We start from the raw sequence: 24854 nt of genomic DNA, 5'->3' as shown, positions 1-24854 counted from the left end.
TCTTCAAGCGAAAGCGAAGAAACACACCATGACTGAGATCAGCGAAACAAGCCCCGCCGCACCCAGCGCGCAGGCAGGCCTCGAGGACGTCGAGGAGGCCCTCAAGGACGTCATTGACCCCGAACTGGGCGTCAACGTCGTCGACCTTGGCCTGCTGTACGGCCTGCGCTACGGCGAGGACGGCGCCCTGCTGCTGGACATGACGCTCACCACGGCCGCCTGCCCGCTTCAGGACGTCATCGAGGAGCAGGTTGAAAACTGCCTCGGGCCCATCGTGGACGAATGGCGGATCAACTGGGTGTGGATGCCGCCGTGGGGTCCCGAGCGGATCACCGACGACGGCCGCGACCAAATGCGCGCCCTCGGCTTCAACATTTAGCACGGCACCCCGGGAACCGCCGTCGTCGCAATACCGACGACGGCGGTTCCCGGGCTTAAAAAGATGGGTCCCATGCCTTTTACCGACCAGCTCCAGCACTGGGCCCGCAAGGAACCGCAGCGGACTGCCGTCGTAGTGGGCGGGGCGCGGCTCAGCTTCGCCCAGCTTGTTGCGGAGGCCCGGGAGCACCTGCTTCCGCAGCCGGGCGCCGGCGCGGCACTGGCGGTCATTGACGAGCCCAACGGCACGCGCCTGGCGGCCCGGTTTGCCGGTGCCGTGGCCGGCCACGGCACCGCTGCCGTGCTCGACGCCGGCTGGCCCGATGCACTGAAGGCGGCCACTGCGGCACGGGCGCGGGCCTGGGCCGCCGCCCAACCCGCCACCTCCGCCGGGCCCCCGGGCTTCCACGACGGCCCGCCCGCCTCCACCTTCCTCCTGGGGTTCTCCTCCGGCACCAGCGGGGTGCCCAAGGCGTTTACGCGGTCGCGTGCGTCGTGGGAGGCGTCCTTCCGGGAAGGCGCACGCCACTTTGGCCTCACCGCGGCGGACGTGACCCTGGCACCCGGACCCATGGCCGCCAGCATGAACCTCTACGCCCTGGGCGAGGCCTTCTTCACCGGATCAACCTTTGTGTCGCTGCCGCAGTTCAGCCCGGATGCCGCCCTGCACGCCATCCGGCACGACGCCCCCACCCGGCTGGTCGCCACACCCACGGTCCTGTCCCTGCTGGCCCGGCGCGGCCTGGACACGGGCCAGGGGGCCGGGGCGCTCACATCCATCGTGTGCGCCGGCTCGGCGCTGTCCGGGGACGTCACGGAACTGGCGCAGCGGTGGGCGCCCCACGCCGTGATCCACCAGTACTACGGTGCGTCCGAGCTCGGCTTTGTTGCAGCCTCCCGGCTGGTGCCGGGCGAACCGGACGTCCCCGGGTCCCTGTGTGCCGGGTCTGCCTTCCCGGGGGCCGAGCTTTCGGTGCGCGGCTCCGACGGACTGTCCGCCGGCGCGGGGGAGTGCGGCAGCATTTACGTCCGTGGGCCCTACGTCAGCAACGGCTACGCCTGGGGCGACGACGGCCTGGCCTTCAACCTGCTGCCGGACCCCGCAGAATCCGGGGGGCCCTGGTACACGGTCCACGACCAAGGCTTTGTGGACCCGGCCGGCCGGCTGCACGTGGTGGGCCGGGCCTCGGACATGATCGTCACGGGCGGCATCAACGTGTATCCGCAACAGGTGGAGGCGGCCCTGGAACCCGCGGGCGGCCCCGGCACCGTGCTGGTGGCCGGACTGCCTGACGACGTACGCGGGCAGCGCGTGGTTGCCGCCCTCTTTCCGGGCCCGGGCCCGGCGGGGGAGCCCCCCCTGTCCGTCGAACAGTTGGTGGCCGCCTGCCGGCGGCACGCGGCGGGCCTGCCGGGCCACCAACGCCCCACCCGCTACTATGCCCTGTCCGAACAGCCGCTGACGGACCGGGGGAAGATCAGCCGGGCCCTGTTGCAGGCCTGGATCACGGAAGGGGACGCCCGTGCCCGGCGCATCCACTGACGAGGACCGCACGCCGGTCATCATAGCCGCCCGCCGGCTCGCAAACGCCAAGGCGGGCGGGGCCTACCGCGGGCTGCGGGTCCACGAACTGGCAGCCCCCGTGCTCCAGGCCGTCCTGGACGATGCCGGCGTCGACGGCGCCGCGGTGGACGACGTCATCCTCGGCAATGCCACGGGCGGCGGCGGCAACCTGGCACGCCTGTCCGCCCTGACGGCAGGGCTGCCGGACACCGTGCCCGGGCTGAGCGTGGACCGGCAGTGCGCTTCCGGGCTGGACGCAGTGGTCCTGGCCTGCCGGCTCGTCCAGGCCGGTGCCGGCACGCTGTACCTGGCCGGCGGCGCGGAAAGCATCAGCACCGCCCCGGCACGCGCCCACCGGCTGCCCGGCGGGGGGCTGGAGTTCTACGACCGGGCCCAGTTCGCGCCGCTGGACCCTGGGGATCCCGATGCGGGGGTGGCCGCGGAAAACGTGGCCGCCCGGTACGGCGTCAGCCGGGAACGCCAGGACGCCTATGCCCTGGAGAGCCACCGCAGGGCCTGCGCCGCCGCGGACCGGGGCGTGTTTGGCCAGGAGATCGTGCCCCTGGCCGGGCTCGGCGCCGACCAGGGCCCCCGCAGGGCGCTGGCCCCGCTCATGGCCCGGTTCCCGGCGGCGTTTGTGGCGGGCGGCACCGTGACCGCAGGGAATTCCTGCCCCTACAGCGACGGCGCCGCCGCCGTGGTGGTGACCACCCTGGCCAAGGCGCGCGGACTGGCGGCCCACGGGCTCGTGTTCACGGGCAGCGCCACGGCGGGCACGGACCCGTCCCTGATGGGCGTGGGCGCGGCCGGCTCCACCCGGGCGCTGATGGACGCGCTGGGGGCCGGCCCGGACCGGCTGGAGGCCGGCCTGCTGGAGTTCAATGAAGCGTTTGCCGCCCAGGTCATCGCCTCTGCCGGGCTGCTGGGCCTGGATCCTGGGGCCTTCAACCGCGACGGCGGGGCCCTCGCCCTGGGCCACCCCTACGGTGCCTCCGGGGCCGTCCTCGTCACCCGCCTGTATGCCCAGGCGGCGGCGCGCGCCGAGCAGGGCGTGACGGCCGTGGCCATGGTGAGTGCGGCCGGCGGGATGGGCACCAGCGCCGCCTTTGAGTGGCGCGTGTTTTAGGAGCCGGGGAAGTCCGGATCCTCGGGGAAGCCGGGGTCGCCGGGGAGATCGGGGTCGCCCAGGCCGCGGGCTGACAGCGCTTCGCCCGTGGCACGGGCGTAACCCACGGTGGCAATGACCACGGGCAGCGAGCGGGCCAGCAGGTTCCGCTCAAGGCCCCGTGCACGGGCGGCCTCGCGGACATCGCTGAAGGCCCCAATGACAAACGGAATGCTGCGCAGCATGAGGGCCACGGTGAGCGAAAACCGTTCCGGGTCGGCGCCGACGCGCTCCAGGGGGCGCACCACCGCCGCCAGGCCGTCGAGCAGCTCATCCACCGGGGTCGTGGCGGTGAGGATGTTGGCGGCCAGGACCGTGGCCACGATGGCACCCACCACCTGCCACGCCACCAGGCCGCCGTGCTGCCACCACTGGTAGGCGCCAATCAGCACCAGAAAAATCCACATCAGCTTCACAGCCCGCCCCAACCGCGCCCAGGGCAGCCCGGCCAGGGCATGGCCCGCCACCACGAGAAGCAGCACCGCAGTGGTGATCGCGGCCCCCGCGGCCACCGAGACGGCGGGGGAGGCCAGGCACAGCACGGCGGTGGCCAGCAGCAGGCAGGCCTTGAGCCACAGCGGCCAGCGGTGGAGGGGGGAGCGGCCCGGGATGTATCCGGCCACCAGGTGGGCGTGGCCGCGCATCAGCCCGCCAGGGCCCGGTACCGGTCCACGGCGGCCGCGGGCGGGCCGTCGAAGGCGATGCCGCCGTCGTCCACCACCAGCACCCGCCCGCAACTGGCTGCCAGGTCCAGGTCGTGGGTGGAGAGGATGACCTGCTGCGGCAGCCCGGCCAGCAACTCGCGCAGCATCCTGGTGTTGCGCAGGTCCAGCAGGGTGGAGGGTTCGTCCAGGACCAGGATGGCAGGTTCCACGGCCAGCACGGTGGCCAGGGCCACCATCTGGCGTTCCCCGCCGGAGAGTTCATAGATGCTGTTCGAGCCCAGGTGCGCCAGTCCGTGGCTCTCCAGCAGTTCCATGGCCAGGCGGCGGCGTTCCCTTTTGGGCAGCCGGAGCCTGCGCAGGGACAGCTCCACGTCCTCCAGGGGAGTGGGCATGACGAGCTGGGAGATCGGGTCGGTGAAGACAAAGCCGACGGTGCGCCGGACGGCGGCGCCGTCCCGGGACGTGTCCAGTCCGTTCACCTGGACGGAGCCGGTGGACGGGAGCACCAGGCCGTTGAGGAGGCGCAGCAACGTGGACTTGCCTGAACCATTGGCGCCGATGACGGCTATGCGGCGGTCGGACAGTTCCAGGTCCAGCGGCCTGAGGATGGTCTTGGGCCCGGCCGCGGCCGGGTCGGCGGGGTCAATCGTGACGCCCGCCCCGGCGAGGACAATCGACGTTCCGGCAGGCGCACCACGGTCCTGGGCGGAGTCTGTTCTGGGCTTCACCGGCGCCGGCGCACCAACAGGTCCGGGAAGGCGCGGTGCAGGCTCAGCGCAATGGCCACGGCCACCACGTTCTTCAGGATGTCGCCGGGCAGGAAGATGGCGTCGGCGCCAATGGCGGCCGGCAGCGCCATGCCCTTCAGGACAAACCCGATGATGCCGCAAACATGGATGACCACCATGCCGGTGAGCGCGGCCCCGAACAGGGCGGCGGCGCGGTACCGGCTGCGCACGGCCCAGGTGGCGAGCAGGCCCACCGCGGCCGCACCGAAGATGAAGCCGATGATGTAGCCGGCCGACGGGCTGGCCAGCACGGCAGGGCCGGCCCGGAAGCCGCTGAAGATCGGCAGCCCGACCAGCCCCACCAGGATGTACAGGGCCGTCGCGGCGGTGCCGCGGCCCAGGCCCAGCACCAGCCCGCACAGGCTGACCACCAGCGTCTGCAGCGTGATGGCCACGCCCAAGGGGCCCACATTGATCCCGGGCACCGCTATCGAGGCGGCCAGCAGGGCGGCGAACACGGCGATCAGGGACAGGTCCACGGCGCCCCAGCGCCGGCGGCGTGCCACCCGGCCGGGGGTCCGAGGCGCCGGCGTGCCCGGCACCGTGCCCTGGAAGTGCCCGGCGGCGGCGTGCGGCCGTGATGTTCGATTCATTGGGAGTGACTTTCCTCGCGCCGTGACCAGGGGCGGCCCGGACGTCGCTAGACTGTATAGGTTGCGCCGCGAGTGCCCAACCACAGGCAGGGTGCGTTTTGCACCACCTGCCCGCTTACTTGAAAGGTTACTACGTTGATTACGGTCCAAGACCTTGAGTTACGCGCCGGGGCGCGCCTGCTCATGGACGAAGTGTCATTTCGGATCGACAAGGGTGACAAGATCGGCCTGGTGGGGCGCAACGGCGCCGGCAAGACGACATTGACGCGTGTCCTGGCCGGCGAGGGCCTGCCGGCGGGAGGCAAGGTCACCCGCACGGGCGACATCGGCTACCTGCCCCAGGATCCGCGCACCCCCGACATGGAGCAGCTGGCCCGCGACCGCATCCTGGCGGCCCGGGACCTGGACAAGGTCATCACCAAGCTCCGGGCCGCCGAGGCGGACATGGCCAGCGACAACCCTGGCGTGCGCGACAAGGCAATGCGGCGCTACGACCGCCTGGAGAATGAGTTCCTGGCCGGCGGCGGGTATGCCGCCGAGGCCGAGGCAGCCGCGATCTCCTCCAACCTCGCCCTGCCCGAGCGGATCCTCAACCAGCCGCTGAAGACACTTTCCGGTGGCCAGCGACGCCGCGTGGAACTGGCCCGGATCCTGTTTTCCGGCGCCCAGACCATGCTCCTGGACGAACCGACCAACCACCTCGACGCCGACTCCATCGCCTGGCTGCGCGACTTCCTCAAAAGCCACCAGGGCGGGCTGATCGTCATCAGCCACGACACCGAGCTGCTGGAGGCGACCGTCAACAAGGTGTTCCACCTGGATGCCAACCGGGCCACGATCGACCAATACAACCTGGGCTGGAAAAAGTACCTGGCCCAGCGCGAGACGGACGAACGCGCCCGGCGCAGGGAACGGGCCAATGCCGAAAAAAAGGCCGGCGTGCTGATGGACCAGGCCAACAAGATGCGGGCCAAGGCCACCAAGGCCGTCGCAGCACAAAACATGGCCAAGCGTGCCGAACGGCTCCTCGCCGGGCTGGAGGACGTCCGCGCACAGGACAAGGTGGCCGCGCTGCGCTTCCCCGACCCTTCACCGTGCGGCAAGACCCCGCTGATGGCCGAGGGGCTGAGCAAGTCCTACGGCTCGCTGGAGATCTTCACCGATGTCAGCCTCGCCGTCGACCGCGGCTCCAAGGTGGTCATCCTGGGCCTCAACGGTGCCGGCAAGACCACGCTGCTGCGCATGCTCGCCGGCGTGTCCGCCCCTGACACCGGCAGGATCATCCCCGGGCACGGGCTGAAGATCGGCTACTACGCCCAGGAACACGACACCCTGGACACCTCCCGCACGGTGCTGGAAAACATGCGCGCCTCGGCAGGGAACATGAACGACGCCGAGGTGCGCGGCATCCTCGGGTCCTTCCTGTTCTCCGGCGACGACGTCAACAAGCCTGCCGGGGTCCTCTCCGGCGGTGAGAAGACGCGCCTGGCGCTGGCGACGATCGTTGCGTCTTCGGCGAATGTGCTGCTGCTCGATGAGCCCACCAACAACCTTGACCCGGCCAGCCGGGCCGAGATCCTGGGGGCGCTGAAGAACTATACGGGCGCCGTGGTGCTGGTCAGCCACGACGAAGGGGCCGTTGCGGCCCTGGACCCTGAGCGTGTGGTCCTGCTGCCTGACGGCGACGAGGACCTGTGGAGCCAGGACTACCTGGACCTGATCACGCTCGCCTGAGACGCCTCAGCGGACCGCCGTGGGGACGGCTCCCGTGATGCGGGCGAGATCCGCATAGCTGATGGACAGCATGGCTTGGTGGCTGCCGGCGCCGGCCCACAGCACCGGATGGTGCGCCAGCCCCGTGTCAAGCAGGGCACGGATCGGGTGGCGGTGGCCTACCGGGGCCACCCCGCCCACCGGCTGCCCGGCGTGTTCCAACACGAATTCGGGGGTGGCCCGCCTGATTTTCGGCAGCTGGTGCAGGCGCGCCACAAGCTTGACGTCCACCTTCGCGGCGCCGCTGGCAAGGATCAGCAGGGGCTCTCCGGCGCACTCAAAAATCAGGCTGTTGGCGATGGCTGCCACGTCGCAGCCCAGCACGGCAGCCGCGCTGGCTGCCGTCGCCACCTTGTCGCCCACAACCACAACGGTGTCCGGCAGGCCTGCGGCCAGCAGCGCCGCACGGACCTTGGCGACGGCGGGGGCCGCGTCCAGGGCTTCCATGTTGGGATCAATGTTCACGGGCCCAGTCTAGGCCCCGGCCGGACCGGCGGCCCTGCTAGAAGCCCTGCGAGTCCAACAGGGCGTCTTCTTCCTCTTCGGCCGTGGGGCGGGCCCCGGGCTTGCGCACCTTTTTCCTGGGGCGCGGGTGGAATGGGGATCCACGGCCATAAACTTCCTCGACCGGCACCCCGGACTCGGCTGCTTCCAGGGCGTCATACTCGTCGTTGCGGCGCTGCATGCGCGCAGCGTAGCCAAAACCGACGAAGGCCAGCACGCCAAAGCAGACCCACTGCAGGGCGTAGCTGAGGTGGGAGCCGGGGTCGATGGACGGTGCCGGGAACGGCGTCGGGTTCACGGCGGCGGCCGGCGACTCGCTGACGAGTTGGCCGTAGGCCCCCGTCTTGATCGGGTAGCCCAGCTGCGAGGCGTAGTCCTTGAGGTCAATGGAGGCTATTTGCCCGGCGGGGGCGCCACGGTCAAGCTTGGGCTCCGGCGGCCGCAACCTGGCCACGACAGTCACCGTCCCGGATTGCGGCTGGGGCACCACGTCCGGATGTCCGGGGACCTTGTTGCCAATGGGCAGCCAGCCGCGGTCGATGATGACGGTGTCGCCATTGGACAGCTTGAGCGGCACGATCACTTCATAGCCGGGCGCGCCGTTCAGGGGGCGGTTGCGGACCACCCTCTGGTCCGCCGTCAGGTAGGTCCCCTTCAGGGTGACCGGCGTCCATTCCTTGGCGGCGTCCAGGTGGTCAAAGTTCGATTTCAGCGCCTGGTAGCCGACCGGGGCGGCGGAATAGTTGTCGGTGATCTTGGCAATGTTGGCCATGGTCTCGTTGTTGCGGTTCATCTGCCAGTTGCCCAGTGCGACGCAGGCAATGGCGAACACCACGGCCACGGCGAAATAGCCGGCCCACTTGCTGGAAAACAGGAACTTGTAGGTCTTCATGGATCAGGCGGGCCCCTCGGGCGTCATCGGCAGGGTTTCTTTCCACAGGGAACGCTCCTGGAGGTAGTCCTGGAGCCAGGCGGCGTGTTCGTCACAGGCCAGCCAGGTCTTGCGCCGTTCCGGCGTGTGGATCTTCGGGTTGTTCCACAGCAGCAAGGTGGTGGCCGTGTTGCGGCATCCCTTGCGGGAGCACACCGCCCCGGCAGGCTGCGGCCCGGTCATGTCCAACAGGTTCAATGCGAGGTCCCTCCCGGAGTGGATCCATTCCCTGGCACCGGTCCGTCGGCCCCGCCGTCCGCCTCGTCGTCGTCCGCGAGTTCACCGTGGAGCACCTCGGGGGACCCGTCGTCGTCGAGTTCGTCGGTGAGTTCATACAGGGGGGCGCCGTCCAACAGGCTGACGGTTTCCTGGTGGTTGGTGTCCGAGCCGCCGTTGGCAATGATCACTGCAATCCACGGCAGGACGACGGCGCCGACCATGGGCACCAGCTTGTACCAGCCGTCAACGACGAAGATCAGCCCGATGCACACCATGCGGATGCTCATCGCAACGGAGTACTTGACAAACCTGTCATGCATCTCCCGGCTGTGCGCCTCCTGGGCATTGGTGATCGACTGCACCTCGGGTACGGCGGAACTGTGCCGGTAGCGTTTCCGGTGCGGGGCGCCGGGGGATGGCATGGTTGATCGGTCTTTCATCACACTCCAAGGGACACTTCCATCATCCCACTGCCGCGGTGCACCGCCAAAAGGGCCAAGTGTGTGGGCATGGCGCTTTCACCGTAGGATTCAATCCGAGCCAAAAAACTTGGAGGAATACATGAATGCACCACAAAGTGCACCCGCCCAGGGGCGCAGCGTCCTGGTCACCGGCGGCAACCGGGGGATCGGCCTGGCCATTGCGCAGGCCTTCCTGGCCAACGGGGACAAGGTGGCCGTCACGTTCAGGCGCCCGTCCGAACTGCCGGCCGGCATCCTGGGGGTCCAGGCCGACGTGACCGATGCCGCGTCCATCGACGCGGCCTTCACGCAGGTCGAGGCGGCCCACGGACCGGTCGAGGTGCTGGTGGCCAACGCCGGCATTACCAAGGACACGTTGCTGCTGCGCATGAGTGAAGACGACTTCACCTCGGTCGTGGACACAAACCTCACCGGCGCTTTCCGCGTCATCAAGCGGGCCTCCAAGGGCATGATCCGGCTCCGAAAGGGCCGCGTGGTGCTGATTTCCTCGGTCGTGGGACTGTACGGTTCCCCGGGGCAGGTCAACTACGCCGCGTCCAAGGCCGGCCTGGTCGGGATTGCCCGCTCGCTCACCCGCGAACTCGGATCCCGCGGCATCACGGCCAACGTGGTGGCACCGGGCTTCATCAGCACGGACATGACCGGCGCCCTGCCGGAGGAAACCCAAAAGCAGTACCTCTCCACCATCCCGGCCGGCCGCTTTGCATCCCCCGCGGAAGTGGCCAACGTGGTCCGATGGATTTCCAGCGACGAGGCGGCCTACATTTCCGGCGCCGTCATCCCGGTCGACGGCGGACTGGGCATGGGCCACTAGGCCGCACGACACCCCACCAATTTTGCGAAACAAAGGAATGCATATGGGAAAGCTTGACGGAAAGACAGCAATTGTTACCGGGTCCTCCCGCGGGGTCGGTGCCGACGTGGCCAAGTACCTCGCCGCGGAAGGAGCCGCGGTGGTGGTCAATTACCGCCAGAAGGCACCCCGGGCCAACAAGGTGGTCGCCCAGATCACCGAAGCCGGCGGCCGGGCCGTGGCCGTGGGCGCGGACCTGACCACCCAGGAAGGCGTGCAGGCACTGGTCAGCGCCGCCATGGAAAACTTTGGCTCGCTGGACCTGCTGGTCCTCAATGCCTCCGGCGGCATGGAGTCCGGCATGGCGGAGAACTACGCCCTGCAGCTCAACCGCGATGCCCAGGTCAACCTGCTCAAGTCCGCCCTGCCCCTCATGAAGCCGGGATCCCGTGTGGTGTTCGTCACCAGCCACCAGGCGCACTTCATTGAAACCGTGCCCACCATGCCCGAGTATGAGCCGGTGGCCAAGAGCAAGCGCGCTGGCGAGGACGCCCTGCGCGCACTGATCCCGGGCCTGTCCGAGGAGGACATCTCCCTGGTGGTGGTCTCCGGGGACATGATTGAAGGCACCGTCACCGCCACGCTGCTGGACCGTGCCAACCCCGGCGCCATTGAGGCCCGCCGGGCCGAGGCCGGCCGCCTGTACTCCGTGGCGGAGTTTGCCGCGGAAATCGCCAAGATGGCCACGGCCGACGTCGAGACCGGCCACACCGAATACGTGGGCGGCGCGGACTACTTCAAGTAGGCGCCAGCTACTCGCCGGGGATGCCGGCCAGCGCCAGCGCCACGTCCAGGTTGGGCAGGTTGATCTGGGCGTCGGCCACGGCGCGGACGGCCGGCTTGGCGTTGAAGGCGACGCCCAGGGCGGCGGCGGCCATCATGTCAAGGTCGTTGGCGCCGTCGCCGATCGCCATGGTGGCGTCCGCGCCGATGCCCGCGGCTGCACTCCACGAACGCAGCGAGGCCGCCTTGGCGGCGCGGTCAACCACGGCGCCGGAAACCCGGCCGGTGAGCCTGCCCCCGACAATTTCAAGGTCGTTGGCCAGGGCAAAGTCCAGCCCCAGCCGTGCCGCCAGCGGCGCCAGGATTTGCGAGAAGCCGCCGGACACCGCCGCCACGGTGTGTCCGGCCGCCTTCGCGCGCACGACCAGCCGTTCCGCGCCGACGGACAATTGGATCTTCGCCCCCACCTCGGCAAGCACGCTTTCCGGCAGCCCGGCCAGCGTGGCCACGCGGTGGTGCAGGCTCTGGGCGAAATCCAGTTCCCCGCGCATGGCGGCAGCGGTCACCTTCGCCACCTCCGCCTCCATGCCTGCATGGGCGGCCAGCAGCTCGATGACCTCCTGCTGGATCAGCGTCGAATCGACGTCCATGATGATGAACTTGCGCTCCGCGTCGCGCAGGGTGTTCGGCACCACGGCCGTGTCCACGCCCTCGACGGCGGCCGCGGCCAGGGAAGTGCGCAGGCGCGCGACGACGTCGCCGGTGTCATTTCCGGCCGCCGCCAGGGCGAAGGTGGTGCAGTCGAAGCCCGGGTGGCCCTCGGCGCATTCGGCACGGATTTCCAGGCCGTTGGACGCCAGCACGGCGCGGATCTGTTGGAGGGCTGCGGGAGGGAGCGTCTGGCCGTAGCTGACCGCTGTCAAGGTGGAGGGCATGGGCCAATTCTAGCCAAGGCCCGGGCCGCCCGGCGCATGCCGGTGGCGGGCCGGCCCGGCAGGGGCGCACAGTTCGCGTTGGCTGGCCTGCGTGCCCTAGGCTCAGTGGTTATGAGTGAAGTTTTGGGTTTGGCCGGTGTCAGCGTGGTCCGCGGCACCAAAACACTGTTGGATTCCGTTGATTGGCAGGTGGCCGAGGGCGAACGCTGGGTGGTCCTGGGGCCGAACGGCGCGGGCAAGAGCACCCTGCTACAGATTGCCGGCGCCCGCATGCACCCCACCCGCGGCGTGGCGGGCATCCTGGACGAGGTGCTCGGCGCCGTCGACGTCTTTGAACTTCGCCCGCGGATCGGCCTGGCCTCCGCCACGCTGGCCAACCAGATCCCGGAACACGAAAAGGTCCTCAACGTGGTGGTGACGGCCTCCTATGGCGTGACCGGGCGCTGGCGTGAGGCGTATGAGCGCGACGACGAACGCCGGGCCTTCCGCCTGCTCGAGGACTGGGGCATGTCCACCTTCCTGAACCGGCCGTTCGCCTCCCTCAGCGAGGGCGAGCGCAAGCGTGTCCAGATTGCCCGCGCCCTCATGAGCGACCCCGAATTGCTGTTACTGGACGAGCCAGGCGCAGGCCTTGACCTGGCCGGCCGCGAGGACCTGGTCCACCGCCTGAGCGAACTGGCCGCCGATCCGCTGGCCCCGTCCACGGTCCTGGTCACCCACCACCTGGAGGAAGTCCCGCCGGGCTTCACCCATGCCCTGCTGCTGCGCGACGGCGGCATCGTGGCCCAAGGCCCCATCGACGCGGTGCTGACCGAGGAAAACCTCAGCGCCACGTTCGGCCTGCCCCTGGCCGTGACCAGCAACGGCGGCCGCTACACCGCCACCGCCCGCCACTAGCGGTGCGGTTCGCCACCGGACCCGGAACAGCCCGACCGTGATCATCCACCTGGAGGACCCGGCGGATCCTCGCGTCAGCGACTACACGTCGCTGACGGACGTCCAGCTGCGCAAGATGCGAGAGCCGGCCGAAGGCATGTACATTGCCGAGAGTTCGCGGGTGCTGCGGCGCGCGCTCGACGCCGGGCACCGGCCGCGCTCCTTCTTCATGGCGGAGAAGTGGCTCCCGGAACTTGCCGACGTCATTGACGCCCACCCGGACGTCCCCGTCTTTGTGGGCACGGCCCGCATGCTGGAGGACATCACCGGCTTCCACCTGCACCGCGGCGCCATGGCCGCCATGCACCGCCCTGCCCCGGCGGACATCCCCACCCTGCTGGCTGGCGCCCGCCGGGTGGCGGTGCTGGAGGACATCGTGGACCACACCAACATCGGCGCCATCTTCCGCTCCGCAGCGGCCTTGGGCGTGGACGCCGTGCTGGTCAGTCCCCGCTGCGGCGATCCGCTGTACCGCCGCAGCATCCGCGTCAGCATGGGCGCCGTCTTCCAGGTGCCGTGGGCCCGGCTGCCCGCCTGGCCCGCGGGGATGGACCTGCTGCGCTCGGCGGGATTTACGACGGCGGCCCTGGCCCTGAAGCCCGATTCGCTCACCATCTCCCAGCTCGCCGGCCGCCACGATGCGAAGCTGGCCCTCATCCTGGGCACCGAGGGTGACGGGCTCGGCGCGGCTACGGTGGCGGAGGCCGACCACACCGTCCTGATCCCCATGTATGCCGGGGTGGACTCGCTGAACGTTGCCGCGGCCAGCGCCGTGGCGTTCTTCGCCACGCAGTCCGGGCCAGGCGTGCAGGCGTAGGCTGGCTGCATGAAAATCGGCGATGTCATTGCAGACTTTGAACTGCAGGACCAGCACGGCACGCCGCGCAGGCTCTCCGCGCTGGCCGCCAACGGACCCCTGGTCATCTTTTTCTATCCCCTGGCCGGCAGTGGCGGGTGCACCAAAGAGGCCTGCCATTTCCGGGACCTGGCGCAGGAATTTGCCGCCGCGGGCGCCTCGGTGGTGGGCATCAGCACCGATTCACCGCAGCGGCAGCTGGCCTTTGCCACCGAAAACCACCTGGGCTTTCCCCTGCTGAGCGACCCCCGGGGGGAGGTGGCCGAACTCTTTGGTGTGCGCCGCCACCTGCTGGCCAGGTCACTGCCCACCAAGCGGGCAACGTTCATTCTGGACCCTTCACTGGCCGTGCAGTTCCAGGTTTCGAGCGAGACCAACATGGACGTCCACGCCGACCAGGCCCTGGCCGCGCTGACGGAACGTGGCTGAGCCTGGCCGCCGGCTTGGAAAATGCGGCCCGCAACCGGTAATGTTTACAGCTGGCCCGTGTGGCCATAACATTCATCAGTCTGGCAAAAACCAGACGATCACATTCAGAGGTAAACCGTGAAGCAGAACACCCACCCCAAGTACGAAGCCATTGTCTTCAACGACCTGGCCTCCGGCACCAAGTTCCTGACGCGCTCCACCGCCACGTCGGAGAAGACCATCGAGTGGGAAGACGGCAACACCTACCCCGTCATCGACGTCGAAATCTCCTCCGAGTCGCACCCGTTCTACACGGGCAAGCAGCGCATCATGGACAGCGCCGGCCGCGTGGAGCGCTTCAACGCCCGCTTTGCAGGCTTCGGCAAGAAGTAAATACTTCCGCCCCCACGTTTCCCAAGGCAGGCCCCCACCATGGTGGGGGCCTGCCTTGTCTGTGGGCCTGCCTTGTCCATGTGCCAGCCTTATGTGTTGGCCAGGCGCGCCTTGCCTGCTGCCCGCCACCGGCGGCCGTGCCGCCCTTTTGCGCGGTTAGGGCTTTAGTTGGGAAACTGAGGTCATGGGAACTCAACTGCATGGGGAATACAAGGTCCACGGCGGCAAATTGGTGGTGGTCGACCTTGACGTCGCGGAGGGGAGGCTGGCGAACGTTTCCGTCAGCGGCGACTTCTTCCTGGAACCCGACGACGCCCTCGGGGACATCAACGCGGCGCTGACCGGACTGTCCGCCGACCTCCCGGCCCAAGACCTCGCCGAAGCCGTCACGGCGGGCCTGGACGACGGCGTGGTGCTCTTCGGCTTTTCCGCCCAGGCCGTCGCCATCGCCGTGCGCCGCGCCCTGGCCAAGGCGAGCAGCTGGCTGGACCACGACTGGGACATCATCGCCCCCACCGTCCTGCCCACGGCCGTCAACGTTGCCCTTGACGAGGTGCTGGCGGAGGAAGTGGGCGCCGGGCGCCGCAATCCCACGTTGCGGTTCTGGGACTGGGACGAGCCCTCCGTGGTGATTGGCAGCTTCCAGTCGGTGCGCAACGAACTGGACCCGGCCGGCGTCGAAAAGTACGGCATCAACGTGGTGCGCCGGATCAGCGGCGGCGGGGCCATGTTCATGGAGGCCGGCAACTGCATCACCTATTCCCTCTATCTTCCGCAAGGCCTCGTGGACGGGCTGTCCTTTGAGGATTCCTACAAGTTCCTGGACAGCTGGGTCATGGCAGCGCTGGAGTCGATTGGCGTGCAGGCGTTTTACGTCCCGCTCAACGACATCGCCACCGACCAGGGCAAGATCGGCGGGGCGGCCCAAAAGCGTTTCAGCAACGGCGCGATGCTCCACCATGTCACCATGAGCTATGACATCGACGCGGACAAAATGGTCCAGGTCCTGCGCATTGGCAAGGAAAAGCTCTCCGACAAGGGCACCCGGTCGGCGAAGAAGCGGGTGGACCCGTTGAGGCGGCAGACCGGGCTGTCCCGGACAGATATCCTGGCCCGCATGGCCGGCACCTTCACCGCACGCTACAACGCCACGCCGTCGGAACTGACCGCCGGGGAGCTCGCCGAGGCCGCCCGGCGGGTGGAAGGCAAGTTTGGCACGCAGGCCTGGCTGAACCGGATCCCGTGAACGGCGGATCGCACCCGGGGCCCCGTGCGGCGGCGCTGCTCCGGAGCTGGTGGCAGCACCAGCCCCCGGGCGCCTTCGCCTTCGTCATGGCGACCGGCATTGTCTCCGGGGCGCTGCAGGACGCGGGCTGGGACATCGCCGGCACGGTGCTGCTCTGGGTGGCCGCCGCCGGGCTGGTGGTGCTGTCCGCAGGCCTCGCCGGCCGGCTGGCCACCCGCCGGAACCATGCGGTGGCCGACTTCAGCAACCCCCATGCCGGTTTCGGCTACCTGACAAGCGTTGCCGCCCTGAACGTGGTGGGCGCGGGCTTCCACCCCATCCTGCCGGCGGTCACGTGGACGCTGGGCCTCATCAGCCTCCCGCTGTGGCTGTTCCTGGCATACGGGATTCCGCTGTCCATGATTGTGCGCACGGAGCGGGGGAGGGGTGGCCGTTCGCGGCTGCTGCCCGTGGATGGCACCTGGTTCCTGTGGGTGGTCTCCACCCAGTCGCTGGCCGTCGCCGCGGCCACCCTGGCCACCGGCTCCGGTTCCATCCACCTGCTCAGTGCCGCAGCCCTCGCCTTCTGGGGCATCGGCGTCATGCTCTACCTGACCCTGACGACCTTGGTGATCCTGCACCTGCTCACGGCCAGGGAACTGCACGGGGGCATCGTCCCGGCAAACTGGATCTTCATGGGTGCCACCGCCATCACGGTGCTCGCCGGCGCCCTGATCCTGAGACTGCCCGGGAACCTCCCGGTCGTGGAGCTCACGGCACCGGCCGTGGGCGGCGTGAGCTACCTGCTGTGGGCGTACGGGCTGTGGTGGACGCCGTTGCTCCTGGCCTACGGCCTGTGCCGGCTCATCCTGTGGCATGTGCCGTTGAAGTACGCCGGATCGCTGTGGCTGATCGTGTTCCCCCTGGGGATGTTCTCCGTGGCCACGTTCCACTTTGGCCAGGAGAACCGCCTGCCGCTCATGGCGCAGCTGGGGCTGTGGGCGGACTGGGTTGCCGTGGCAGCCTGGCTGCTGGTCGCGGCCGGCGGGGCGGCGGCGGGTGTGGCACGGCTGCGCCGGTCCGGACCCTAGCTTGCTGCGGCCTGCGCCTTGAGGGACCTGACCAGGTGGTCCCGCTGTTCCAACAGCAGGCGGCGCAGCCCGGCGGCGGCGTGCGTGTTGGCGGCCAGCCAGGCATCCGTGCGCAGCACCACGGGGTGTGCCAGCGGGGCCGACCCCGGTGCCAGGTCCTGGTGTGCCGGAAACAGCCCCCTGACAATCCTGCCGGCAATCTCAATGCTGCGGGATTCCCACACTTCGTTCAACGCCGCAAAATACGGTTCCACGTACGGGTCGGGCAGCCCATGGCCGCCCACCATGAAGCCCTCGATGGTGGCACCGAGCAGTTCGTTGGTCAGGGACGTGCCGGCCACTGCCTCCGCCCACGCCGCGGACTTGGCAGCGGGTTCGGGCCGCGCCGCCACCGCCGTGGTCCAGGCGGCGCGTGTCTCCGCAGTCATCCTGCGCGCCAATTCCCCATCCAGCTCCGCCATGTCCGCTTCACCGCGGGCAGCCAGGGCCTGCCACAGCAGCCAGCGCAGCTCCGTGTCGACATCCAGCCCGTCAGGCACGCGGTCGCCGGCCAGCAGCGCCTTGATGTGTGCCGTGGGAGCGTCGGTGCTGCGTCCCAGCGCCGCCAGGGCCCGCGCCCACACCAGCTGTTCGTCGCTGCCCGGGGCTGCCGCCGCCAGGTGGTGTTCGACGGCGGCCAGCAGTTGCGCCTGCACCCCGTCCCGCGCTGCGGGCGCGGCGTAGTTCCCGGCCGCGAAGCACGCGTTGTCGGCCAGGGTCTGCAGGAGCGCGATGTCGGCTTCGCCGGCCGCGTGCCGGCACACGGCCCCAATGTAGGTGCCGGCAGGCAGCAGCGCATCCCGGACGGCGTTCCACAAGGCCGACCAGACCAGGCTGCGTGCCAGCGGGTCCTCGATGGCACCCAGCGAGGCCAGCGACGTTGCCAGGGACGTGGGATCGAGGCGCACCTTGGCATAGCTGAGGTCCTGGTCGTTGACCACCACGAGGGCCGGTGCCGGCTGTCCGGCCAGTTCGGGCACGTCCGTCACCGGCCCGGCCACGTCCACAACGGCCGAATGGGTGCGCACCAGCCGTCCGGCGTCGTCCACGGACGCACCGAAGTTAAACAGGCCAACGGACAGGCGGTGCGGGCGGAGGGCGGGAAGTCCGGTGACAGGGTCCACGGCCTCCTGGGCAATGGAGAAGGAGGCGACGGTGCCGTCCGTGACGGTGAGGGCGGGCGTGAGCGTGGAGATCCCTGCGGTCTGGAGCCAGCTGGCGGCCCACCGGGCAAGGTCGCGGCCCGAGGCGGCGCCCAGTGGCTGCAGCAGGTCGTCCAGGGAGGTGTTGGCGTACTCGTGGGTGCGGAAGTATTCGCGTGAGCCCGCGATGAAGGCATCCCGGCCCACGTAGGCCACCAGCTGCTTGAGCACGGAGGCACCCTTGGCGTAGGTGATGCCGTCAAAGTTCTGCTTGGCGGCCTCCAGGTGCGCAATGTCGGCGACAATGGGGTGCGTGGTGGGCAGCTGGTCCTGGACATAGGCCCAGGCCTTGCGGCGGCTGGCGAAGAGCGTCCAGGACTTCTTGCCCCAGCCGGTTGCGTCGGCAACGGCCAGGTGGCCCATCAAGTCCGCGAAGGATTCCTTCAGCCACAGGTCGTCCCACCAGCCCATGGTCACCAGGTCGCCAAACCACATGTGCGCCATCTCGTGCATGATGGTGTTGGCCCGCTGCTGGTATTGGGTGTCCGTGGCCCGCGAGGTGTGGATGTAGGACTCGGTGAAGGTGACCAGGCCGGGATTTTCCATGGCACCGAGGTTGTATTCGGGCACGAACGCCTGGTCGTACTTGCCGAACGGGTAGGGGTAGTCAAACAGCTCGTTGAAATAGGCCAGGCCGGCCTTCGTCACCTCAAAAATCGGGTCGGTGTCAAAGTTGGCGGCCAGTGAAGTGCGGCAATAGGCGGTCAGCGGTACGTCCAGCTGCATGCCTGCGTGGGCGCTCTCCGGGCCAAACGTCATGGAGAAATGGTCCGAGACCTTGAAATAGGGGCCGGCCAGCAGGGTGGTGATGTAGGTGGAGATCGGCAGCGTGGGCGCAAAGTCCCAGCATCCCGAAACGGAGCCGTCCTGGACGTCGGCGCCAAGGTCGGCGTAACCGGCGACGGTTTGGTTGGACGCCACTTCCCAGCGGGCGGGCGCCGTGACGTGGAAGGTGAACGGTGCCTTGAGGTCGGGCTGTTCAAAGTTGGCGAACACGCGGCGGGCGTCGGCCGGTTCATATTGCGTGTAGGTGTAAATCCGGCCGTCGGCGGGGTCCTGGAAGCGGTGCAGGCCTTCGCCGCTGGTGGAGTATGCGGCGGTGGCGCGGACAACCACCTCGTTTTCCGGGGCGAGCCCGGGCAGGACTATCCGGGCGTCCTGCACCACCTTGGCAACGTCCAGTTCAACCCCGTTGAGCACCACCGACTCGATGCCCAGGCCGATGAAGTCCAGGAAGGTTCCGGCCCCTGCCTCGGCACAGCTGAAGGAGATGGTGCTTTGGGTGGCAAACCCGGGATCTGCCAGGTTTTCTGCGTTGCTGATGTCCACCCGGACGTCGTAGGAATGGACGCTGACCAGGGATTTCCGTGTGGCCGCTTCGTCACGGCTGAGGTTTGAATTCGACACCAGTTCATTCAACCACGGACCTCCGACGCGCCCGCACTGCGCGGCCCCCGCTGCGGACCCTACGGCCCCATGAGGCGGACGGCCCCAAAGGCAAGAGCCGCAATGAGCGCCCACGAGCACAGCGCCATGACGGTGGCCCGCGCACCGGTCTTGAAGAGCTGGCGCACGCGCACCGAGGCACCAAGGCCAAAGAGGGCCGCCCCCAGCGCAATGTCCTGCGCCGTGGACCCGGCGGCCACGGCGCAGGCCGGCAGCCAGCCGCTGGTCCGCAGCAGGATCATGGCCAAAAAGCCCAGCACGAACAGCGGCACGACGGGCGGGAACTTCACCTTGCCGGCCGCCCCGGCCACGGACTGGGCCGCGTTGCCGCGGAGCCGGTGCCGGCGTCGTTCCAGTACGCCCACGACCCCGACGATGGGGGCCAGCAGCACCACGCGGGTGAGCTTGATGATGATGGCCGCGGCCAGCGCCACCGGCCCGGCGGTCTGGGCGGTTGCCACGACCTGTCCCACGTCGTGGACGCCGGCGCCCACCCACTGGCCAAAGTGCAGCGCGTCCAGGCCGAGGGGGTTCATCAGCAGCGGGAGGACACCGATGGCGAGCGTGCCGCACAGCGTGACGAGGGCAACCGGCAGCACGGTGTCACGGTGCTTGGTGCCCCTGACGGCGGCCATGGCACCGATCGCCGAAGCGCCGCAAATCGAAAAGCCGGTGGCAATCAGGAGGGGGAGGTCGCCGTCGAGCCTGAACAGCCTGCCCAGGGCATAGGTGCCGGCAAAGCTGAGCAGCACCAGGGCCACCACCACTCCCACCGTGGTCCAGCCCAGCGCCGCGATGTCGCCCAGGCTCAGCTTCAGGCCCAGGAAGACAATGCCCACGCGCATGAGGTGTTTGCCGGCAAAGTTCAGGCCGGCGCGCAGCGGCCCTTCGCACAGGGCAGAGGTTCCCGGAAGGTTGACCGCCACAATGCCAAGCACGACGGCGATGGTCATCGCCGGCATCATCGGCACCACGGCGTGGACGGCCAACGCTACGGCCACGGCGGCGAGTGCTGCCGCCAGCCCGGGGAACAGGGGAGCGGTGCGTGCCCGCAGGGTGTCCGGGGCTGCCTTCAGCTCCCCTACCACGGGCTCGGCCTGTAGTCCTTGAGGAATACGCCGTATTGGTCCTCCCCGGACTCGCCCATGACGATGGGGTCGTAGACGCGTGCCGCGCCGTCGACCAGGTCCAGCGGCGCGTGAAAGCCCTCCTCGGCGAGGCGGACCTTCGTGAAGTGGGGGCGTTCATCCGTGATCCAGCCGGTGTCCACGGCGGTCATGAGGATGCCGTCCGTGTCCAGCATTTCCTGGGCGCTGGTGCGGGTGAGCATGTTGAGGGCGGCCTTGGCCATGTTGGTGTGCGGGTGGCCGGGTCCCTTGTAGGCACGGGAGAACTGGCCCTCCATGGCGGAGACGTTGACAATGTATTTGCGGCGGGCGGGGGAGGCCGCCATCGCCGGCCGCAGGCGGGAAACCAGCAGGAACGGCGCGGTGACGTTGCACAGCTGCACTTCCAGCATTTCCAGCGGGTCCACCTCGTCCACCACCTGGGTCCAGCTGTTGACGGTGGCGACGTCGGGCACCAGCCCGCCGGCGTCAATGGCGGTGCCGGCCGCCACGCGTTCCAGTGAAGCCGAGCCCATGGACAGGGCCAGCGCGGCAATCTCATCCCCGCCCAGCTGCGGATGCGCGGCAATCTGGCCTGCCAGCGCAAGGGGATGCTTGTCGTGCGCGTGCCCAAAGGTCAGCAGTTCGGGCATGGGGGAGTCGTCCGGCAGCGGCTCCAGCTCGGCGTCGACCAGGGGCTTGTAGGCATTGCCGGAGCGCCTCACGGTCTGTGCTGCATTGTTGATGATGATGTCCAGCGGGCCGGCCTCATTGAGGGAGTCCGTCAGGGCAATGACCTGTGCCGGATCGCGCAGGTCGATTCCCACAATGCGGAGCCGGTGCAGCCAGTCGCTGCTGTCTTCCATGGCAGCGAAACGGCGCGCGGCATCCTTGGGAAAGCGCGTGGTGATGGTGGTGTGGGCGCCGTCCCGCAACAGCCGCAGGGCAATGTGCATGCCGATCTTGGCCCGGCCGCCCGTCAGCAGGGCGCGCTTGCCACCGAGGTCCGTGCGGGCGTCCCGCTTGGAATGGTTGAAGGCTGCGCATTCCGGGCAGAGCTGGTGGTAGAAGGCGTCCACCTGCGTGTAGTGCTGTTTACAGATGTAGCAGGGGCGGGAACGCTGCAGCGTTCCCGCCACCGCCCCGGTCGCGGAAGGCTTGAGTTTGTTACCCCGGGTTTCGTCGTCAATGCGGTCCGGGGCGGCGGTGGCGGTTTTTGCCAGCACCGCCCGGTCCGCATCATTTACGGCATCCCTTTTAACATTCCGGCGGTACCTTTTTACGGCCTTGAACATTTTCCCGGTGGCCCGGCGGATTTTTACATAGTCCGGATTTTCTTCGTCATAAACATGAATGTTTTCCAAAACTTTAATGCAATTTTGGATTTCTTCGGGGGTCAGTTCAACAGCGCTCACTCCACAATTTTAGCCCGTTCACCGTTGGCTGCCGACCCGCGTGCTGCGCCGGCACCGGCTCCGGCGTCCGCCCGGGGCGCAGAGCCGTTGGCCATCCGCTGCCCCTCCCCTTGCCCGTCAAGCTTTTCGTTCGGATCCCGGTGCCCGGCAATGGCCTGTTGCAGGGCGGCGGGCAGCCCGGCGGCGGCGGCCTTGCCCAGGGCCAGCTCGCGCTCATCCGGCGCCGGAACCACTTGTCCCTTGCGGAGCACGGTCAGGCCCGATTCGGTGACCGCGAAGCCACGGGCGAGGTCCAGTTTCGGGTCCACGCCGATCGTGGCCCCGGCGGGAATGCGGACGGCCTTGTCGATGATGGCCCGTCTCACCACGGCACCTGCGCCCACCACCACGCCGTCCATGACCACCGAGTCGATCACGCGTGCTCCGGCTCCGACGAACACGTCCTTGGAGAGCACCGAGCTTTCCACCACGCCTCCGGAAACCACCACGCCCGGCGCCACGATTGAATCCAGGGCCGTACCCACCTCGTTGTTCTGGCCATGGACAAACTTTGCCGGCGGCGAGGTCGTGTTGCGGGTGTAGATCGGCCAGGACCTGTTGTAGAGGTTGAAGACCGGCAGCGGCGAGATCAGGTCCATGTGGGCGTCGTAGTAGGAGTCGATTGTCCCCACGTCCCGCCAATAGTTGCGGTCCCTGTCCGTGGCGTCGGGGATGTCGTTGGTGGTGAAGTCATAGACGTATGCTTCGCCGCGGTCCACGAAGTGCGGGATGATGTCCCCGCCCATGTCATTTTTGGTGTCGCTCTTGATGGCGTCCTCCTCAAGCGCCTCAACCAGGGCATCGGTGTCAAAGACATAATTGCCCATGGACGCCAGGAACTGGTCGGGCGCTTCGGGCAGGCCCGGCGTCGATGCCGGCTTTTCCACGAAGGCTGAGATCTTGTGTGCCCCGGTGACGCCGGTGTCCGTGGCGGTGTCCACCTCGATGACGCCGAACTGGTCGGCCATGTTGAGCGGCTGCCGCACGGCCGCAACGGTGGCCCGGGCCCCGGACTTGATGTGGCTTTGGACCATCTGCTCAAAATCCATGCGGTACACGTGGTCGGCTCCCACCACCACCACAATGTCCGGTGCCGCGTCCACAATCAGGTTCATCGACTGGTAGATCGCATTGGCGCTTCCCAGAAACCAGCTCTTGCCGCGTCGCTGCTGCGCCGGCACGCTGGCCACGTAGTTGCCCAGCTGGGTGGACATCCGCCACGTCTGCGAGATGTGCTGATCCATGCTGTGGGACTTATATTGCGTCAGCACCACGATTTTCAAGTACCCGGAATTCACCAAGTTTGACAGCGCGAAATCAACGAGCCGGAACCCTGCAAAAGGAACTGCAGGCTTGGCCCGATCTGTTGTCAAGGGCATCAAACGTTTGCCCTCACCGCCCGCCAATACAATTGCAAGTACTTTTTTGACAGACATGCCCCAACCTCCAACAGCTTAAAATTGCCTAGAATTAGTCCCCGCGAACGGGTCCATGTCCTTCACACTAGAACAACGTGTTGGAAGACACTACATTGGGATCGTGCGTATCGATATTGTGACTAAGGAATTTCCACCCGAAATATACGGCGGGGCCGGCGTCCACGTCGCCGAGCTCAGCCGCGTCCTGGCCGAGAAGGTGGACCTGCGGGTCCATGCCTTTGGCGCGGACCGCGACCCTGACTTCCACGGCGCCACCGTGTCGAGTTATGGGAACCTTCCCGAACTGGACGGTGCCAACCCCGCCATGCAGACGCTGGGAGTGGACCTGCAGATCGTGCCGGACATTGCCGGAGCGGACTTGGTGCACTCGCACACCTGGTACGCCAACATGGCCGGGCATCTGGCGTCGCTGCTCCACGGAATTCCCCACGTACTCAGCGCCCACAGCCTGGAACCGCTGCGCCCCTGGAAGGCGGAGCAGCTCGGCGGCGGCTACGCCCTCTCGTCCTGGGTGGAGAAGACCGCCTACGAGGCAGCGGCGGCCATCATTGCCGTGTCCGATGGCATGCGTCAGGACATCCTGCGCAGCTACCCCGACGTCGACCCGGACAAGGTCAAGGTGATCCACAACGGCATCGATGTGGAGGCCTGGCAGCGGGACGGGAAGGACGACGTCGTCCGTTCCCTCGGCATTGATCCTTCCCGTCCCAGCGTGGTGTGGGTGGGGCGGGTCACCCGGCAAAAAGGTGTTCCGTACTTGTTGAAGGCGGCCGCGGAACTTCCGCCGGAAGTACAGCTGGTCCTGTGCGCTGGTGCCGCCGACACGCCTGAGCTGGGCGCAGAAGTGAATTCGCTCATTGACGGACTCAAGGCCCAGCGCGACGGTGTCATTGTCATCGAACGCATGCTGCCGCGCCATGAACTGATCCAGGTGCTCAGCCATGCGACCGTTTTTGCCTGCCCGTCGATTTACGAGCCCCTCGGCATCGTGAATCTCGAGGCGATGGCCTGCGGCGCGGCTGTCGTGGCCAGCGCGACTGGTGGCATCCCGGAAGTTGTCGCCCACGGTGAGACCGGGCTCCTGGTGCCCTTGGAACAGCTTGCCGATGGCACCGGGACGCCCCTGGACCCGGACAAGTTTGTTGCCGACTTTGCCAAGGCCCTGGTTGAAGTGGTGGGCGACCCCGTACGTGCCCGCTCGATGGGGGAGAAAGGCCGCGTCCGGGCTCAACAGAACTTTTCTTGGGAGTCCATTGTTGAGAAGACCCTGGACGTATACCGAAGCGTGCTCCCCAAGTAGGTTCCTAGCCCCCGTCCGGTAACAGGCCATCGATCGGCGCCCGTATTCAGCCTTGGGTCCGCGATTCATGCCTTTCCTGAGTTGGCCGTCCGGCTGGTCCTGGGTTTGCCGCCCTGTTGGTCGGGTGCCCTGCACCCGGCTGGCTCTGCGGCGGCGTTGCGGCCAGTGGTGGCTGGCTCGGTTGAGGGGTGGGGGAGGTTGTGGTGGTAGGGGTTGTATTGGTCTTTTTGGTGGGGGTCTTGGGTGTTGGTGGGGGTGTAGAGGGCGGTGCCGTTGTGGAGGCGGACGGTCCAGAGGCCTTGGTGGATGAGGTGGTGGTGGAGGGGGCAGGTGAGGGTGCCGTTGTTGGTGTTGGTTTCGCCGCCGTCTTGCCAGGGGGTGATGTG

General features: G+C 68.1%; 25 protein-coding genes and 1 pseudogene. 13 read left to right on the top strand and 13 right to left on the bottom strand.

Annotated features, from left to right (window positions below; all coding sequences use genetic code 11):
- Window positions 1-28 precede the first annotated feature (28 nt).
- From MMF96_RS11535 to MMF96_RS11525, 3 genes are all read left to right on the top strand, one after another.
- Window positions 29-379, top strand: coding sequence for a metal-sulfur cluster assembly factor (locus MMF96_RS11535; RefSeq protein ID WP_176617165.1), 351 nt, complete (start codon window positions 29-31; stop codon window positions 377-379).
- 72 nt (window positions 380-451) lie between these two features.
- Window positions 452-1921, top strand: coding sequence for a class I adenylate-forming enzyme family protein (locus MMF96_RS11530; protein ID WP_256883618.1), 1470 nt, complete (start codon window positions 452-454; stop codon window positions 1919-1921).
- Window positions 1902-3068 (top strand): thiolase family protein, encoded by a 1167-nt coding sequence (locus MMF96_RS11525; protein WP_256883617.1) that lies wholly within the window; start codon window positions 1902-1904, stop codon window positions 3066-3068. The genes MMF96_RS11530 and MMF96_RS11525 overlap by 20 nt, the downstream gene beginning before the upstream one ends.
- Here the strand turns inward: MMF96_RS11525 and MMF96_RS11520 are convergent.
- The 3 genes from MMF96_RS11520 to MMF96_RS11510 are packed head-to-tail and all read right to left on the bottom strand — an operon-like array spanning window position 3065 to window position 5153.
- Entirely contained in the window at window positions 3065-3751 is a 687-nt protein-coding gene (locus MMF96_RS11520) for an energy-coupling factor transporter transmembrane protein EcfT (protein WP_256883616.1), read from the bottom strand. The genes MMF96_RS11525 and MMF96_RS11520 overlap by 4 nt on opposite strands.
- Window positions 3751-4446 carry an ABC transporter ATP-binding protein gene (locus tag MMF96_RS11515; protein WP_176617215.1) on the bottom strand — a complete coding sequence of 232 codons (696 nt, stop codon included), beginning with the start codon at window positions 4444-4446 and terminating at the stop codon, window positions 3751-3753. Before MMF96_RS11515 ends, MMF96_RS11520 begins: the two co-directional genes overlap by 1 nt.
- 50 nt (window positions 4447-4496) lie before the next feature.
- Window positions 4497-5153: a biotin transporter BioY gene (locus tag MMF96_RS11510; RefSeq protein WP_176617161.1), complete on the bottom strand. Its 657-nt coding sequence runs from the start codon at window positions 5151-5153 to the stop codon at window positions 4497-4499.
- A 135-nt stretch (window positions 5154-5288) separates the two neighbouring features.
- Here MMF96_RS11510 and abc-f point away from each other — a divergent pair, with 135 nt between their 5' ends.
- The gene (gene abc-f / locus MMF96_RS11505) at window positions 5289-6887 is read left to right on the top strand and encodes a ribosomal protection-like ABC-F family protein (protein WP_176617160.1); all 1599 of its coding nucleotides are present in this window, start codon (window positions 5289-5291) and stop codon (window positions 6885-6887) included.
- Between the two features lie 6 nt (window positions 6888-6893).
- Here the strand turns inward: abc-f and MMF96_RS11500 are convergent, their stop codons facing one another.
- The 4 genes from MMF96_RS11500 to MMF96_RS11485 are packed head-to-tail and all read right to left on the bottom strand — an operon-like array spanning window position 6894 to window position 9020.
- Window positions 6894-7373, bottom strand: a complete 480-nt coding sequence (locus tag MMF96_RS11500) for a YbaK/EbsC family protein (protein WP_176617214.1) — start codon at window positions 7371-7373, stop codon at window positions 6894-6896.
- Window positions 7374-7428: 55 nt separating this feature from the next.
- Entirely contained in the window at window positions 7429-8322 is an 894-nt protein-coding gene (locus MMF96_RS11495; RefSeq protein WP_256883615.1) for an SURF1 family protein, read from the bottom strand.
- A gap of 3 nt (window positions 8323-8325) precedes the next feature.
- Entirely contained in the window at window positions 8326-8544 is a 219-nt protein-coding gene (locus tag MMF96_RS11490; protein WP_176617213.1) for an acetone carboxylase, read from the bottom strand.
- Window positions 8545-8555: 11 nt separating this feature from the next.
- Window positions 8556-9020, bottom strand: coding sequence for a DUF3099 domain-containing protein (locus tag MMF96_RS11485; protein WP_176617158.1), 465 nt, complete (start codon window positions 9018-9020; stop codon window positions 8556-8558).
- A 121-nt stretch (window positions 9021-9141) separates the two neighbouring features.
- On the opposite strand from MMF96_RS11485, the gene MMF96_RS11480 reads away from it, so the two are divergent.
- Both MMF96_RS11480 and MMF96_RS11475 read left to right on the top strand, forming a co-directional pair.
- Entirely contained in the window at window positions 9142-9876 is a 735-nt protein-coding gene (locus MMF96_RS11480; RefSeq protein ID WP_256883614.1) for a beta-ketoacyl-ACP reductase, read from the top strand.
- A 43-nt stretch (window positions 9877-9919) separates the two neighbouring features.
- Window positions 9920-10660 (top strand): SDR family oxidoreductase, encoded by a 741-nt coding sequence (locus MMF96_RS11475; protein ID WP_176617156.1) that lies wholly within the window; start codon window positions 9920-9922, stop codon window positions 10658-10660.
- Between the two features lie 7 nt (window positions 10661-10667).
- On the opposite strand, the gene serB is transcribed toward MMF96_RS11475, so the two are convergent.
- Window positions 10668-11573 carry a phosphoserine phosphatase SerB gene (serB, locus tag MMF96_RS11470; protein WP_256883613.1) on the bottom strand — a complete coding sequence of 302 codons (906 nt, stop codon included), beginning with the start codon at window positions 11571-11573 and terminating at the stop codon, window positions 10668-10670.
- Window positions 11574-11684: 111 nt separating this feature from the next.
- Between serB and MMF96_RS11465 the strand changes: the two genes are divergently transcribed.
- The 6 genes from MMF96_RS11465 (at window position 11685) to MMF96_RS11440 (ending at window position 16482) form a co-directional block, all read left to right on the top strand.
- Window positions 11685-12470 (top strand): ABC transporter ATP-binding protein, encoded by a 786-nt coding sequence (locus tag MMF96_RS11465; RefSeq protein ID WP_176617154.1) that lies wholly within the window; start codon window positions 11685-11687, stop codon window positions 12468-12470.
- A gap of 37 nt (window positions 12471-12507) precedes the next feature.
- Window positions 12508-13326 carry an RNA methyltransferase gene (locus MMF96_RS11460; protein ID WP_256883612.1) on the top strand — a complete coding sequence of 273 codons (819 nt, stop codon included), beginning with the start codon at window positions 12508-12510 and terminating at the stop codon, window positions 13324-13326.
- 9 nt (window positions 13327-13335) lie between these two features.
- The gene (locus MMF96_RS11455; RefSeq protein ID WP_256883611.1) at window positions 13336-13794 is read left to right on the top strand and encodes a peroxiredoxin; all 459 of its coding nucleotides are present in this window, start codon (window positions 13336-13338) and stop codon (window positions 13792-13794) included.
- A 117-nt stretch (window positions 13795-13911) separates the two neighbouring features.
- A complete protein-coding gene (locus tag MMF96_RS11450; protein ID WP_176617152.1) occupies window positions 13912-14166 on the top strand; it encodes a type B 50S ribosomal protein L31 in 255 nt (84 codons plus the stop codon).
- A 184-nt stretch (window positions 14167-14350) separates the two neighbouring features.
- Window positions 14351-15412 carry a biotin/lipoate A/B protein ligase family protein gene (locus MMF96_RS11445; RefSeq protein ID WP_256883610.1) on the top strand — a complete coding sequence of 354 codons (1062 nt, stop codon included), beginning with the start codon at window positions 14351-14353 and terminating at the stop codon, window positions 15410-15412.
- Window positions 15409-16482 carry a tellurite resistance/C4-dicarboxylate transporter family protein gene (locus tag MMF96_RS11440; protein WP_256883609.1) on the top strand — a complete coding sequence of 358 codons (1074 nt, stop codon included), beginning with the start codon at window positions 15409-15411 and terminating at the stop codon, window positions 16480-16482. The genes MMF96_RS11445 and MMF96_RS11440 overlap by 4 nt, the downstream gene beginning before the upstream one ends.
- Here MMF96_RS11440 and pepN read toward each other — a convergent pair.
- From pepN to glgC, 4 genes are read right to left on the bottom strand one after another with little or no spacing between them, the layout of a single operon-like run.
- Window positions 16479-19130 (bottom strand): aminopeptidase N, encoded by a 2652-nt coding sequence (gene pepN, locus MMF96_RS11435; RefSeq protein WP_256883608.1) that lies wholly within the window; start codon window positions 19128-19130, stop codon window positions 16479-16481. The genes MMF96_RS11440 and pepN overlap by 4 nt on opposite strands.
- A 59-nt stretch (window positions 19131-19189) precedes the next feature.
- On the bottom strand, window positions 19190-20257 hold the full coding sequence (locus MMF96_RS11430; protein WP_256883607.1) for a putative sulfate exporter family transporter: 1068 nt from the start codon (window positions 20255-20257) through the stop codon (window positions 19190-19192).
- A complete protein-coding gene (locus MMF96_RS11425; RefSeq protein ID WP_256883606.1) occupies window positions 20251-21690 on the bottom strand; it encodes an SDR family oxidoreductase in 1440 nt (479 codons plus the stop codon). Before MMF96_RS11425 ends, MMF96_RS11430 begins: the two co-directional genes overlap by 7 nt.
- The gene (glgC, locus tag MMF96_RS11420; protein WP_306295854.1) at window positions 21687-23165 is read right to left on the bottom strand and encodes a glucose-1-phosphate adenylyltransferase; all 1479 of its coding nucleotides are present in this window, start codon (window positions 23163-23165) and stop codon (window positions 21687-21689) included. Before glgC ends, MMF96_RS11425 begins: the two co-directional genes overlap by 4 nt.
- Before the next feature lie 103 nt (window positions 23166-23268).
- Between glgC and glgA the strand changes: the two genes are divergently transcribed.
- Entirely contained in the window at window positions 23269-24468 is a 1200-nt protein-coding gene (gene glgA, locus MMF96_RS11415) for a glycogen synthase (protein WP_256883605.1), read from the top strand.
- Between the two features lie 65 nt (window positions 24469-24533).
- Here glgA and MMF96_RS11410 read toward each other — a convergent pair.
- Window positions 24534-24854 (bottom strand): annotated as a pseudogene (locus MMF96_RS11410) (hypothetical protein); the annotation flags it as partial.

The sequence above is a fragment of the Arthrobacter sp. STN4 genome (assembly GCF_024539665.1).
In the GTDB taxonomy this organism is placed as follows: domain Bacteria; phylum Actinomycetota; class Actinomycetes; order Actinomycetales; family Micrococcaceae; genus Specibacter.
The sequence above is the reverse complement of the archived record's forward strand: the minus strand, read 5'-3'. Positions and strand labels throughout refer to the sequence as shown.

Excerpts from the sequence above, each read along its gene's own strand:
- MMF96_RS11445 (WP_256883610.1), top strand. The coding sequence starts at position 14,351 with ATGGGAACTCAACTGCATGGGGAATACAAGGTCCACGGCGGCAAATTG.
- MMF96_RS11480 (WP_256883614.1), top strand. The coding sequence starts at position 9,142 with ATGAATGCACCACAAAGTGCACCCGCCCAGGGGCGCAGCGTCCTGGTC.
- MMF96_RS11500 (WP_176617214.1), bottom strand. The coding sequence starts at position 7,373 with ATGGAAGCCCTGGACGCGGCCCCCGCCGTCGCCAAGGTCCGTGCGGCG.
- MMF96_RS11510 (WP_176617161.1), bottom strand. The coding sequence starts at position 5,153 with ATGAATCGAACATCACGGCCGCACGCCGCCGCCGGGCACTTCCAGGGC.
- glgC (WP_306295854.1), bottom strand. The coding sequence starts at position 23,165 with ATGTCTGTCAAAAAAGTACTTGCAATTGTATTGGCGGGCGGTGAGGGC.
- MMF96_RS11495 (WP_256883615.1), bottom strand. The coding sequence starts at position 8,322 with ATGAAGACCTACAAGTTCCTGTTTTCCAGCAAGTGGGCCGGCTATTTC.
- MMF96_RS11535 (WP_176617165.1), top strand. The coding sequence starts at position 29 with ATGACTGAGATCAGCGAAACAAGCCCCGCCGCACCCAGCGCGCAGGCA.
- MMF96_RS11475 (WP_176617156.1), top strand. The coding sequence starts at position 9,920 with ATGGGAAAGCTTGACGGAAAGACAGCAATTGTTACCGGGTCCTCCCGC.
- MMF96_RS11485 (WP_176617158.1), bottom strand. The coding sequence starts at position 9,020 with ATGAAAGACCGATCAACCATGCCATCCCCCGGCGCCCCGCACCGGAAA.
- MMF96_RS11530 (WP_256883618.1), top strand. The coding sequence starts at position 452 with ATGCCTTTTACCGACCAGCTCCAGCACTGGGCCCGCAAGGAACCGCAG.
- MMF96_RS11465 (WP_176617154.1), top strand. The coding sequence starts at position 11,685 with ATGAGTGAAGTTTTGGGTTTGGCCGGTGTCAGCGTGGTCCGCGGCACC.
- MMF96_RS11490 (WP_176617213.1), bottom strand. The coding sequence starts at position 8,544 with ATGACCGGGCCGCAGCCTGCCGGGGCGGTGTGCTCCCGCAAGGGATGC.
- MMF96_RS11520 (WP_256883616.1), bottom strand. The coding sequence starts at position 3,751 with ATGCGCGGCCACGCCCACCTGGTGGCCGGATACATCCCGGGCCGCTCC.
- MMF96_RS11455 (WP_256883611.1), top strand. The coding sequence starts at position 13,336 with ATGAAAATCGGCGATGTCATTGCAGACTTTGAACTGCAGGACCAGCAC.
- serB (WP_256883613.1), bottom strand. The coding sequence starts at position 11,573 with ATGCCCTCCACCTTGACAGCGGTCAGCTACGGCCAGACGCTCCCTCCC.